The 12,821-nt window shown below is 72.9% G+C and carries 7 protein-coding genes; 2 read left to right on the top strand and 5 right to left on the bottom strand.

Going from position 1 to position 12,821, the window contains the following annotated elements; translation table 11 throughout:
• The first annotated feature begins 375 nt into the window (after positions 1-375).
• Complete coding sequence (locus tag LIV37_RS20945; RefSeq protein WP_020869119.1) at positions 376-2,682, top strand: hypothetical protein; 2,307 nt, start codon at positions 376-378, stop codon at positions 2,680-2,682.
• A 200-nt stretch (positions 2,683-2,882) separates the two neighbouring features.
• A complete protein-coding gene (locus tag LIV37_RS20940) occupies positions 2,883-4,784 on the top strand; it encodes an MFS transporter (RefSeq protein ID WP_121824679.1) in 1,902 nt (633 codons plus the stop codon).
• Positions 4,785-4,849: 65 nt separating this feature from the next.
• On the opposite strand, the gene LIV37_RS20935 is transcribed toward LIV37_RS20940, so the two are convergent.
• Genes LIV37_RS20935 through LIV37_RS20915 form a run of 5 tightly spaced genes read right to left on the bottom strand, consistent with a single transcriptional unit; the run spans position 4,850 to position 12,706 of the window.
• Entirely contained in the window at positions 4,850-6,136 is a 1,287-nt protein-coding gene (locus LIV37_RS20935) for an ABC transporter substrate-binding protein (RefSeq protein ID WP_020869118.1), read from the bottom strand.
• Complete coding sequence (locus LIV37_RS20930; RefSeq protein ID WP_020869117.1) at positions 6,133-7,065, bottom strand: hypothetical protein; 933 nt, start codon at positions 7,063-7,065, stop codon at positions 6,133-6,135. The genes LIV37_RS20935 and LIV37_RS20930 overlap by 4 nt, the downstream gene beginning before the upstream one ends.
• Positions 7,062-8,564: a VWA domain-containing protein gene (locus LIV37_RS20925; RefSeq protein ID WP_020869116.1), complete on the bottom strand. Its 1,503-nt coding sequence runs from the start codon at positions 8,562-8,564 to the stop codon at positions 7,062-7,064. The genes LIV37_RS20930 and LIV37_RS20925 overlap by 4 nt, the downstream gene beginning before the upstream one ends.
• A gap of 21 nt (positions 8,565-8,585) precedes the next feature.
• Positions 8,586-11,006 carry a serine/threonine-protein kinase gene (locus LIV37_RS20920; RefSeq protein WP_020869115.1) on the bottom strand — a complete coding sequence of 807 codons (2,421 nt, stop codon included), beginning with the start codon at positions 11,004-11,006 and terminating at the stop codon, positions 8,586-8,588.
• Positions 11,003-12,706: a S1 family peptidase gene (locus LIV37_RS20915; protein ID WP_020869114.1), complete on the bottom strand. Its 1,704-nt coding sequence runs from the start codon at positions 12,704-12,706 to the stop codon at positions 11,003-11,005. The genes LIV37_RS20920 and LIV37_RS20915 overlap by 4 nt, the downstream gene beginning before the upstream one ends.
• Positions 12,707-12,821 lie beyond the last annotated feature (115 nt).

Below are 12,821 nucleotides of genomic sequence, written 5' to 3'. Positions count from 1 at the left end.
GGGCTGCGGGACGTGACGCCATGGGGCGTAGGGCGTCCCGCGACACATATCGAGGAGGCATCGGTGGCGGGCGAGTCCCCCGGCAGGTCGGATCAGCAGAAGTCGTCGGGGGAGACGGCTAGGGGAGAGAGCGATCCGAGGCTCGCGATCTCGCGCGAAGCGGAGGCGGGCCAGGGCTCGACGGCGGTCGCCGTCGTGTCCGACGACCTCCGGTCGGGTTCCGAGGAGCCGGAATCGGCTCCTGGCGAGCCCGGGGTGACCTCCCAGGCGAAAGCCGAAGCGGAGGCGGAAGCGGAACCAGAGGCACCGGCGGTCGACCGGGGCGAAGCGAAGGTTTCTGGTGTTCGCGATAGTGAACAGGGTGAAGGTTCCGGGGTGTCGGAGGTGAAGGCGGAGCCGGAGGCGGATGCCGGTGCGACGGACGAATCGCCCAAGGGGGACGCGGCCGAGCCCGGTGCGGAGGCGGAGGCGGAGGCAGAAGCGGACGAGGACGGTGCGGACGGCGCCGATGACTCCGACGACGCTGACGACTCTGATGACGCGGACGCCGAGGCGAAGGTTGAGCGTGCGTCCGAAGCCGGGGCGGACGAGGACGGTGACGAGCCGTCGAAGCCGCCGGTGGATCAGCGGACGGCCGTCTTCCGTACGGTGAAGCCGAAGGAGGACGCCGACGCGAAGGCTGAGGGTGCCTCCGAGGCCGGGGCGGATGCGGATGAGGACGGCGATGAGTCGTCGAAGCCGCCGGTGGATCAGCGGACGGCCGTCTTCCGTACGGTGAAGCCCAAGGCGGACGCCGAGGGCAAGGACAAGAAGGACGAGTCCGAGAAGGACGAGCCCAAGAGGGACGAGGCCAAGAAGAAGGAAGCGGCCAGGGCGGACGAGCCCAAGGGCGAGTCCGGTGAGGCCGCCGCGTCCGCCGCGGACGACGACGCCTCCGGCAAGCCGATCGACCGCCCGACGGCCGCTTTCGGCGTGCTCCCGGAGAAGCCCGGTAAGGGCGACAAGGGCGGTAAGAAGGGCGTCGACCAGCCGACCACCGCCTTCAAGGCGGTCAGCCCCCCGGCTGACAGCAAGACGGCCGGCAGCAAGACGGCCGGCAGCAAGGCCGCCGACAGCAAGACGGCCGGCAGCAAGACGGCCGGCAGCAAGGCCGCCGACAGCAAGACGGCCGACAAGGCGTCCGACGCGAAGGCGTCCGGCAAGAAGCCCGTCGGCGAGTCGGACAACGAGCGGACCAGCAAGTTCGTCCCACTGCGGTCCCCCGACGACCCGGCCCCGCCGAAGCCCGCGGCCCCGCCCGCCGCGCCGAAGGCCCCCGCCGCCCCGCCCGCGGCGGTCCCCGAGGCCGAGCGGACCAAGCAGCAGCCGCTGCCGCCGCTGGCCCCGGACGGCAAACAGCCCGCGCCGCTCGACCTGCTGGCGCAGCTGACCAATACGCCGCCCAAGCCCGAGACGCCGCTGCGGACGGCGGTACGCCGGGTCAAGATCTGGACGCCGCTGGCCGTGCTGCTGGTGATCATCCTGGGCGTCGTCCAGGCGATGCGGCCGCTGCCGGATCCGTCGCTGAAGCTCACCTCGGACGCCGCCTACCGCTTCGGCGGCGGGGCGCTCTCCATGCCGTGGCCCGACCAGGGGCAGTCGGCCGCCGAGGTCGAGGGCGTGGGCAGCCTGGGCACCTCCGGAGAGCAGAAGCCCGTGCCGATCGCCAGCGTCACCAAGGTCATGACGGCCTATGTGGTGCTCAAGGACCATCCGCTGAAGGGCGACGCGGAGGGTCCGAAGATCAAGATCGACGCGCAGGCGGCCGAGGAGGCGAAGTCCGCCGACGAGTCGCGGGCGGAGGTCAAGGAGGGACAGACCTTCACCCAGCACCAACTGCTCCAGCTGCTGCTGATCAACTCCAGCAACAACATCGCCCGGCTGCTCGCCCGCTGGGACGCCGGATCGCTCGACGCGTTCGTGAAGAAGATGAACGACGCGGCCGAGAGCCTGGGGATGAAGCACACCACCTACACCGACCCCAGCGGTCTGAAGGAGTCCACCAAGTCCACCGCCGCCGACCAGCTGAAGCTGGCGAAGGCGGCGATGCAGTCCGAGGCGTTCCGGGCGGTCGTGGCCACGCCCAACACCGATATCCCGGGGCTCGACGACCGCATCTACAACAACAACAATCTGCTGGTGAAGCCGGGTGTGATCGGTATCAAGACCGGTTCGTCCACCCCGGCCGGCGGTGCGCTGATGTGGGGCGCGGTGCGGACGATCGACGGCAAGAAGCAGCGGATCCTCGGTGTGGTGCTCGAGCAGCGCGCGACCACCACGCTGGACGCCAGCCTCCAGCTCGCGCAGACCAACAGCTACAAGCTGATCAGCGCCGCGCAGGACGCCCTCACCTCGGCCACGGTCATCAAGAAGGGCGATGTCGTCGGCCAGGTCGACGACGGCCTCGGCGGCACCACGCCGGTCGTCGCCACCAAGGATCTGAAGGCGGTCGGCTGGTCCGGTCTGACGGTCGACATCAAGATCGGCGACGGCGGTGAGAAGGTGCCGCACTCGGCCAAGGCGGGCACGGTCGTCGGCGAGGTGACCGTGGGCACGGGCCCCGGACAGCTCAAGGCGCCGGTGGCGCTTCAGAAGGATCTGTCCGAGCCGTCGTTCGGCGCGAAACTGACCCGTATCGGCTGACTCGCGAGGGAAGTCGGATAGAGGGGACGAGAGGAAGTGGCCCCGGCGCGAAACGCCGCCGGGGCCCGAGCCGGATCGGGGCCGCCCGAGCGTGCTAGCGTCGATGGGTCCCCGGCCTGGACCCACCGCGGAACCGGAGTGACCCGGCGCGGGGTTGAGGACGATGGGGCAGACCTCGGGGGAAGACGGGGAGAGCCGCAGTGACCACCGTGGATCCGACACGGGCCGATGAAAGCGGGGGCTCGGAGGAGAGCACCGCCGCACGAATACGCGTACCCACACAGCGCTGGCCGGAAGAGCCGACCGGCCCGGCGGAGGCGGAGCGCGAGAGCCGCCAGGCCGCTTCGTCCGGGCTGCTCCAGCGCGCCCGGACGGCGGCCCTGCGCCATCCGGTTCTGGCCGCCCTGGCCGCCGCCGCGCTGCTGCATCTGGTGTGGGTGGCGCTGCTCGCGAACAGCGGCGGTGACCTCGCCGCGCAGGACGCCTGGGCGGAGTTCGCCCTCCAACATCCGGACCTGGCGTACAACCTGGCCTGGTACGGCGGGATGCACCCCGTCTCGTACAGCGTCATCTCGCCATATCTGATGGCGGTCCTCGGGGTCCGCTCGACGATGATGGTCGCGGGGACGCTGTCCGCCGGGCTGCTCGCGCTGCTGCTGGTGCGCAGCCGTGCCGTACGGCGGCCGATGTGGCCCGCCATGTACGGCGCGTTCGCGCTCACCTGCAACGCCATCTCGGGCCGGGTGACCTTCGGGCTCGGCGCGATGTTCGGGCTCGCGGCCGTCGCCGTGATCTTCGCCTGGCCCCGGCGGTGGCGCTCCCGGCACTGGCACCACAAGACCGGACGGTTCGTCCTGGCCGCCGTGCTGTCGGCGCTGGCGACCATGTCCAGTCCGGTGGCCGGTCTGTTCGTGGGCGTCGTGGCCGCGGGGCTGTGGCTGACCAAGCGGCGCCCCGCCGCGTACGCGCTCGGGATCACCCCGGCCGTGGTGGTCGGCCTGTCGGCGTGGCTGTTTCCGTTCTCCGGTGAGCAGCCGATGGGCATCGGGTCGGTGATCCTGCCGTTCATCACCGGTGCCGCCACGCTGATGTGTGTGCCGCGCACCTGGTCGACGGTGCGGGTCGGGGCCGGGCTCTACTGCCTCGGGGTGGTGCTCACCTGGGCGATTCCCTCCCAGATCGGCACCAATATCTCCCGGCTCGGCATGGTCTTCGGCGGTGTGGTGCTGATCGCCGCGCTGCCCGCGGTGCGCAAGCCACCGCGCGCCGAGCTGCGCACGACGCGCGCGGGCCGCCGCTGGACCGTCCTGGTGCTGGCGCTCGCGACCGTCACGGTGTGGCAGGGGGTCAAGACCGTCGACGACGTGATCCACACCGCCCCCTCGGCGTCCTGGGCCCGTGAGCTGGCACCGCTGGTCGACCGGCTCAAGCGGGAGCAGGCCGACCGGGGGCGGGTCGAGGTGGTTCCGGTGCGCAGCCACCGCGAATCCTCCGCGCTCGCCCCGTACGTCAATCTGGCGCGCGGCTGGAACCGCCAGCGCGACCTGGACCGGAACCCGATCTTCTACGGCGAGGACACCCTCACACCGGTCAGCTACCACGAATGGCTCAAGCGCTGGGCGGTGCACTTTGTGGTGCTGCCCGCGGACGACCCGGACACCGCGGCGGAGAAGGAGTCCGAGCTGCTCGGCACCGAGCTGCCGTATCTGCGCCAGGTCTGGTCGGACGAGAACTGGAAGCTGTACGAGGTCAAGGACCCGACACAGATCGCCGACTCGCCCGCCACCGTGCGGCGCGCGGGCGCCGACCAGCTGGTGCTGTCGGTCCGCGCCAAGGGCCCGGTGCTCATCCGCATCCCGTACTCGCCGTGGCTGGGCCTGGTGGACAAGGACGGGCACAGCGTCCGGGCCCCGAAGGGGGAGGACGACCGGCTGCCGATCAACCGCGAGGGCTGCCTCACCAAGCAGATCGTGGGGGGGGAGGAGGGCCAGCCGGAGGACGAGTGGACGGTGCTGCACGCCCCCCGGCCCGGCGTCTACCGGATAACGGGCAAGTACCAGCTGCCGCGCGGCACGCCCTGCCCGGACGAGATGGCGCCCTGAACCCGGCCATCGGCTGACCCGGCTGCCCGAGCCGGGTCGGCCACGGCCCGGCTCGGGCAGCCGGGTCAGCCGCAGACCGTCGACAGCCAGGGCTGGTCGGGGGTGTCGTGCAGGCTCTGGCGGATTCTCTCCAGGCTGCGCAGCAGCCCGTCCGGCGGCTTGCCGGTGTCGCTGAGGTAGGCCAGCGCGGCGCGCTGGAAGGCCACCCGCATTCGCGTGGGCATGGCGTCGGAGGCGTCCAGGCACAGCGAGGCCGAGTCCCGGAGGGTCTTCGCGATGCTCCGGCCCACGGCGTCGTCGCCCTGGGCGTCCAACTGGACGTCGCGGTTGGCGAAGAACGGGTGGGTGCTGCTGTCGGCGGTCTTCTCGCCCCACGCCCGCTGGGCGTCGGCCGAGATCAGATAGCGCATCAGCTCCTGGGCCTGCGGGGTGTCGCGGAACATCGCGGCGAAGTCGCCGGACACCTCCCGGGCGGTGGATCGCTGGTCGGTGTCGGGGAGGAGCCCGGGGGAGAAGGCGAAGGCCGCCTTGGCGGGGTCGGGGTAGCCGCCGCGGATGAACGACCCCTGGTGCTCCAGCGCGCACGGCGGTTTCGTGCCGAACAGCTTCGCGCCCGCCTCGCGGAAGTCCGTGATCAGCGCGGTGCGCGCGGCGTCCTTGCCGAAGAGCGAGCCCCAGCTCTGCCAGGCCCGCTCCACCCGGGGGTCCGTCCATGGCAGCCCGCCGGTGGCCCAGTCCTGGTAGACGGATCTGCCCTGCTGCTGGAGGAGCAGATCCTCGATCCAGTCGGTGCCGGGCCAGCCGGAGGTCGCGTCGTCGCCCATGCCGACGCACCACTGGCGGCCGTCGGCGGCGAGGGCGGGCAGCGTTCCCGGGCGGCGGTCGCGGTCGTACCAGACGATGCTCTTCAGATCGGCCTTGACCGCGATCCCGTACACCGGTCCGTCGGCGCTCAGCCGGGGCGTCCACAGCTTTCCGTAGGCCGTGCGCTCCCGGCTCGGGATCACTCCGTCCAGCGGGGTCAGCTGGCGCTGGCGGGCGTACGCGGCCAGCTCGCCCGTGCTGGGCAGTACGGCGATGTCGGGCGGGGTCCCGGAGGCCACCTCCGAGGACAGCACCTCGCGCAGCGCGGTGGTGCCCTGATAGTCCACATGGATGCCGGTGCGCCGGGTGAACGTGTCCAGCAGGGCCCGGAACGCCCCGCCCTCGTCGCCGGTCCATGACGCGAGCACGCTGACGCTGCCGCGCGACTGCCAGCCGCTCGTATCGCCCGCGCCCACGACACACAGCAGTACCATCCACAGCCCGAGGACCGTGGCCGTGGCGTGGCCGGACCGCTTCGCCGCGCTCATCGGGGCTGGAACCGGTACTCGTCGATACGCGGCTGGAGCCCCACCAGGATCAGGGCGGCCAGCACGGCGCCGCCCACGGGTATCCAGCCGACCGCACCGGCCTGCCAATGCGCGTTCCGCATCGTCCTCGCGACCTCCCTGGCGGTGGGGCCGCCGGTGCGGCCGATGTCCGATTGGGTCAGGCTGGCCCGGGCCGACTCCAGCCGGTCCTGGGTCTGGTACGTGAACACCGCAAGCGGCAGCAGGGCGACGAGCAGCGCGGTGGCCGCCGCCAGCCAGGGATTGACCAGCCGCCGGAAGCGGTGCCGCAGAAAGCGCTGGGTGTGGACCAGCAGCGCCGCCAGCGTGAGGAACAGCCCCGGCACCAGCAGCCACCAGGCGAACGTCAGCAGCCAGCCGAACGAGGTCTGGTCGTCGAGCACGCCGAACTGCCGCTGCTGCACCGCCTTCAGACGGTCGAGGACACCGCTGTGGTCGTGGCGCAGGATGGAGTCGGCGTACCGCAGGTAGGCATCCCTGAGCGTCGGGTTCTCGCGGTTCGCGTACGCCTGCTCGACGGTGTCGCCGTAGGACGTCACCAGGGCCGCCGAGGTGCGCAGGGCCCCGCGCGCCGACTCGCCCCCAATGGTGTTCTTGGACACCTGGGTCAGGCTCTGCTTGGCCGTCGACAGCTTGTCGCGGTACTCCTCGCTGAGCCCCTCGAACTCCGCCGTGGGGCTCGAGATGCTGCGCCGCGCCTCGTCGTACGAGGCGTTCAGCGCGTCGATCGCGGCGGCCACCTGCAGTATCGCCGGGGTGGACCGGTCGGTCACCGCCTTGGAGTTGCGGCTGACGCCGTAGTACGCGGCCAGCAGCGCGGCCACGGCCACCGCCGTGACCACGAGCAGGGCGATCAGCCGGCGCACCAGGAAGGCCCGGGTGGCGGTCATGTCGCGCCGCCCGCTTGACCCGATTCGCCCGGTTCGCCGCTCAGGGGGGCGTTGCACTGCTGGCAGAACCCGGCGCCTGCGGGCGACCGGCGCCCGCAGGCCGGGCAGAGGACGTCCGCGGCGGGCGGCGCGACGGGACCCGGGCGCTCCATCCCCATGAAGGGGGCGCTCTCCTCCGACACGACGATCACCGAGTTGAGGTCCAGCGGCCGGATGGGCTCGCGGATCCGCACCTCGCCGGTGCCCGCGTCGACGATGTGGACCAGCCCGCTCAGCCGGGCCAGCATCTTCTCGCTGCCCAGCTGATGGGCCAGCTGGACGGCGCGCCCCCACTGGCGGCGGGCCCGCTCCCGGTCGCCCGCCTCGTACGCGTCGCAGCCCGCGGTGATCGCGTGACCCAGCTCGGAGTCGGCGTCGTAGTGGGCCAGCCGGGGGTCGATACGGGATGAAAGCAGCACATCGTCCGTCCACTGGACCAGCACCGACTCCGGCTCGGGCAGCGGCAGCGCGGTGTCGCCCTCCACCACCAGCTCCACGGCGGCCAGCTCCACGTCCTCGCCCATCGGGTCGCGTCGCGGATCGGCGAGCACGGACACCTGGTACTCGCGGGTCTCGTCGCCCCACGACCTGCCGGTCCACTCCCAGGTGCGCTCATCGGGGCGGACGCCCTCGTCGGTGAGGTCCGCCCGGGTGGGGTGCACCTGCTTGACGAAGCCGACCCGGCTGCCCGCCCGGGTGCGGATCCGGATCCGCACCCCGGCCAGCGCCTTGGCCATCGAGGCGGAGACCATCTCCTCGAACTCGGCGGCCAGCGCCGAGTCCTTCAGGACCGCGTCGGCCCGGCCGTGCAGCCGGTGCGCGATCCGCTTCAGCTCGGTGGCGTCCCAGCCGTCGCCGATCCCGCGCGCGTCACAGGTGAAATGCGGGGCGCAGGCGTCCAGCACCTGGTCCAGGTAGCCGGGCGGGTCGTGTTCGTTACGGCCGTCGGTGAGCAGCAGGGTGTGCCGGATCGCGGCGGGCTGCCGCAGATGCAGCCGCCGGGCGAGGTCCAGCCAGGAGCCCATCGCGGTGCCGCCGACCGCGGGCAGCCGGGCCGCCACCCGGGCGGCGGCGGCCTTGGTGTCCGGCCCCGCCACCGCCATGCCGCCGGTGAACGGATAGACCACCTGGGCCTGTTCGGTGCCCTCGACGATCGCGAAGCGGGTGCCGTCGCGCAGTATGCCGACCGCGGTGGCGGTGGCCCGGCGCGCCGCCGCGATCTTCGTCGGCGGCCAGCTCATCGACATCGAGCAGTCGATGACGATGACCTCCGAAGTGGCGGTGCGGGCCGCCGCCGGGCCCAGACCGTGGGCCCGCACGCTGACGATGGCGTGCATCTCGGTGCGGCCCGCGGAGGCGGGCAGGTACTTGTTCTGGTGCACCCGCAGGGTGAGGGCCGGGCCCCCGCCGGCGCCCTCCGGGCCCGGGCCGTGCTGTCTCTCTCTGCGGTCCTCGTTCATCTGATCCCCCTGTCAGACCTGTCAGACGCGGGTCACGGGCCGGATGGCGTTCGCGCGGTCGATCAGCGCCCCGAGGGCCTCGGGGCTGTCCACCTGCCGGGCCACCCGGCGCAGCGTCAGCTCCAATTCCCCGCGCAGCGCGCTTTCGTCCTCCCACTCCCCATACACCAGTGACGGAGGTTCGGTTCCGCTCCGGGGCGCTCCGGCCGCCGGATCGGGGCGCCCCTTCCGTGTCCAGCGCCGTGAACGGGCGTGCCCAGCGGGCTCACCCCTCTGCTCCCCGGACCCGGCTTGCCGCTCCGCCCAGTCCAGCGTCACCTCCAGCGACTCCGCCGTCAGCCGGTCCCGGGCCGGGCCGGACTCGCGCCCCTCGTCCAGATACAGCCGCGGCAGCCTCGTGCGCACCTCCGCCAGGTCCTCGGCCGTCGGCAGGGCGTCGGGGTGGCCCAGCCGCCCCGACAGCACCCGTACTATGGCGATCCGCGCGGCGTCGTAGTGGCGGGAGACCTTCGGCACCCCGCCGAGGATCTCCACCGCGCCGCCCCGGTCGCCCGCCGCGAGCCGGAGCCGGGCCAGCCCGAAGGCGGCGCTGCCCTGCGAGCGGTTGCGCTGCCACACCGCCTCGTAGAACCGCTTGGCGGCCTCGTGGTCGCCCAGGTGCTCGGCGCAGTAACCGAGCGCCAGCTTGGGCGCGTACTCCCCGGGCAGGGCGCTGTAGACCTCGTCGAACTCGCGCCGGGCGTCGGCCACCGCGCCGTCCGCGAGCCGCAGCAGGGCGCGGTGCCAGGACAGCCGCCAGTCATACGGGGCGGCGGAGCCGATCAGTTCGACGGCGATCGCCAACTCATCGGCCGCCGCGTCCCGTTCGCCCAGCTCCAGACAGGCGCGGCAGACGCGCAGCCGGATCTCGGCGGAGGGGCGGGGGAAGGCGTGCAGTTGCTCGATCAGCCGCCGCGGCCCACTGTCGGTCGGGACGCCCAGCAGCGCCGCGCCGGGATCCGCCGCGTCCGGGAACGGCACCGGCAGCCCGAGCGGCACCCGCTCCGGCCGGGGCAGCCCGGACGCAAGCAGCGGGCGCGGCTCCCCGTCCAGCCAGCGCTCCAGGTCCGGGATCCGGCCCAGCGAGGAGTCCAGCAGCGCCGAGGTGGGGGCGAAGAGCGTGGACGGCTCCGGCTGCTCCCGGTTCAACCGCAGCGAGTGGATCTCCCGCAGCACGCCCCACAGCTGCTCGGACATCTCCGCGGCCGAACCGAACCGCCGCTCCGGGTCGGCCGCGGTGGCGCGGGCCAGCACCCGGCGGTAGGACTCGGCGCCCAGGCCCGGCGGCCGCTGGGTCTGCCGGGCGGCCTTGTCCGAGAGCTCCTCGAGCGTCCTGCCGACCCCGAAGAGGTCATGGCGCTCGGTGAGGGCCGAGGCGCCCCGGGCCAGCACCTCGGGGGCGGCGAACGCCTCGGTGATCACCGGCGGCCCGCCGTCCCGCTGGCCCAGCCGCCGCACCGCGCCGAGGTCGATCACCTTGACCCGGTCCTCGTAGTGCATCACATTGCTCGGCTTGAGATCGCAGTACAGCAGCTTCTCGCCGTGCAGATAGCCCAGCGCGCGCAGCACCAGACAGCCGTAGGCCAGGATGTGCTCGTACAGCCGCGGCCCGTCGTACGGCCTCACCGCGTCCGCGATGTGGTCCTTGATCTGGGCGAGGGTCATCCCGCCGACGAACTCCATCACGATGTAGCCGGTCAGCGCGCCTTCGTCGCGGGGGTCGGGCTGGGTGACGTAGTTGATGATCCGGACGATCCCCGGGTGGTCGAGCACGGTCAGATAGCGGCGCTCCTCGACCGCCACCCGCAGGGCCGCCTCGTCCTCGTTGTTGATCAGGCCCTTGATGGCCACGGGCTGGTCGTCCAGCTGGGTGTCCTCGGCGAGATAGACCCAGCCGAGCCCGCCGTACCCGACGCAGCCGATCACCCGGTACTGATCGCCCAGCAGATCGCCTGGGCTCAGCCGCGGAGTGAAGTCGAACGGATGGCGGCAGCGCGGGCAGTAGCCCCGGGAGAGCGCGGGCTGTCCGGCGTAGGGCGCGCCCACGGTCGCGTCGCACCCCTCCCAGCCGCAGGTCTGGCCGCGCGAGGGGGGATGCGGATCGTCCATCACCAGGTCGCGCAGCGAGGGGAGTTCGACGCGGGGCAGGTTCAGCAGGCCCTCGCCCGCCGGCCGCACCGTGAACTTCCGCGCCACGTCGCGGCGGCGGGCACGGGCCGTGGTCGCCGTCGACTCGGACGCCAAAGGGGCGGCGGACCCGGCGGGCGGGGGAGCGGGCGGAGCGGCGGCGGGCAGGGGCCTGCGGCCGCACTCCGAGCAGAACCCCCGGGCGTTGATCCGGCCCAGGCCCCCGCCGCGGCAGTCCGGGCGGTGGCAGACCGTCCCATCCGTCGGGTCCGTCATGGCGCCTCCCCCTCCGGCGGTGCGTGCACGGCGGCCACGAACCGGTCGACGGCGCGGCGGGCCTCCGGCAGATCGCAGGGCACCTCGGCCAGCAGCCGCACCGCGGCGCGGTGCAGCGGGATCAGCTCGGCCCGCTCGGATTCGGCCTTGGTCCCGAGCATCGCCGTGTACGACACCAGCTGCCACTTCAGCTCCTGGACCGCCGGCTGCTGGGCGTCGATCACCCGCAGTGTCTCCTCGGCCCGCTCGGCGACCGCCCGCACCGAGTGCTCGAACGCGGCCAGTTTGGCGACGATGCGGTGGGAGCGCAGCTCGGGGTCGGAGCGCAGCCGGGTCAGATTGATCCGCAGGGCCGTGGCGTCCTCGGCGTCCGATAAGGACGAACGGCGCGCCCCGCGCTCGGCCGTCTCGTGCTCGCGGTCGGCCGCGAGCGCCACCCGCCCGGCGAGCTCGTCCAGCCAGGCGTCGATCCGGGCCGCCTCGGGACGGAACAGCCGTTCGGCCAGCCGCAGTCCGCCCGACTGGGGGTCGCGGAAGACCAGCAGCAGCCGGCTGCCCCGGTCGGCGAGCAGCTTCATGAAGCCGACCAGCGCCTCCGGGTCGCGGGCGCGGTCCACGCCGACGGCCACGATGGTGAGCGGCACGGCGTTGGCCCGGACCCGGCTGAGCGGGGAGGTGTCGCCGGGCGAGCGCAGATCCATCCGGTCCGCGACCCGCAGCGCGACCTCGGTGTCGGTGCGCTTGGTGACGTCGATGGCCAGGTCCACGCTGCCCAGCGGCGGTACGGTGCCGTGCGGCGCGGCCGAGACCGCCTCGTCGGGGCCGCCGCCCGACAGCTCTCGGTCGGCGAGCGTGATGGCGCGGCTGAGCGCCTCGTACCGCGCGTGGTCGTCGTCCTCGATGACCACGGTCTCCACGTCCGTGATGCCCGCGCGCCCGGTCAGGGGCTCCCGGCGCAGCCATACGGCGAGCCGCTGGGCGAAGCCGATGTCCTGGACGCGGGTGGTGAGCGGGGAGACCAGCGGCCGGTCCACCCCGGGGTCGCCGCGCACCCAGCGGTGGACCACCGGCAGATGGCGCACGATCGTCTCGACCGGGATCATGTAGGAGACGCTGAGGCGCTCGGCGGACGGCACGTCGACGGGGTCGTCGTACCGGCTCACGACCATGCCGATGACATGCCGGGTCGCCTCGTCCTCCACCCCGGCGCCGCTGAAGCCCTTACGGACCACATCCCTGGGCGACTTGGGGTCAAGACCCACCCACTCCGCCCGGGGGCCGACCCGCCCGGCGGTCTTCGCCCGCAGATAGTGGCCGTTGTCGAGCCCTTCGGGGAAGCCGCCCATCCACACCGGCCGGCCGAGCACCGGCGGCAGCCGGTAGAGGGGCGCGGCGTGCTCGGCGGGCTGCGGCCGGCCCAGCCGCAGCAGCGCCACATCGCCGCAGCCGTCGGAGCGCTGGGGCACCCAGCAGCCGTCGGCGACGCGCGCGGGGACGGGCCGCGCCTCGTGCACCTCGACCAGCTCGACCAGCACCTCGGTGGCGGGCACCGGGAGCCCGTCGTCGGGGATCACATGGGCGCACGTCAGCACCGTCTCGCTGCCCAGGAGGATTCCGGCGCCCAGGACGTCACCGGCCGAACTACGGATCCTCACCCGCCATGTGCCCCCGTTGGAGGTCGCATCGGCGGTAATGCCCATTTCCGCCCCCATGTGGCAAGAGCATACGCCCGGGACGTACGGAAGTGACCCGTCCGTCGGATGGGTCACGGGAACGGGTGAGGGGCGGGGCCCGGGGCCGGGGAGGGGCGTGCCA

This window comes from Streptomyces rapamycinicus NRRL 5491 (assembly GCF_024298965.1).
GTDB classification, from domain to species: domain Bacteria; phylum Actinomycetota; class Actinomycetes; order Streptomycetales; family Streptomycetaceae; genus Streptomyces; species Streptomyces rapamycinicus.
This window is presented reverse-complemented; position numbering and strand designations above follow the sequence as displayed.

Coding starts and splice junctions, on each gene's coding strand:
- LIV37_RS20920 (WP_020869115.1), bottom strand. CDS start 11,006: ATGACGGACCCGACGGATGGGACGGTCTGCCACCGCCCGGACTGCCGC.
- LIV37_RS20930 (WP_020869117.1), bottom strand. CDS start 7,065: ATGACCGCCACCCGGGCCTTCCTGGTGCGCCGGCTGATCGCCCTGCTC.
- LIV37_RS20935 (WP_020869118.1), bottom strand. CDS start 6,136: ATGAGCGCGGCGAAGCGGTCCGGCCACGCCACGGCCACGGTCCTCGGG.
- LIV37_RS20915 (WP_020869114.1), bottom strand. CDS start 12,706: ATGGGCATTACCGCCGATGCGACCTCCAACGGGGGCACATGGCGGGTG.
- LIV37_RS20925 (WP_020869116.1), bottom strand. CDS start 8,564: ATGAACGAGGACCGCAGAGAGAGACAGCACGGCCCGGGCCCGGAGGGC.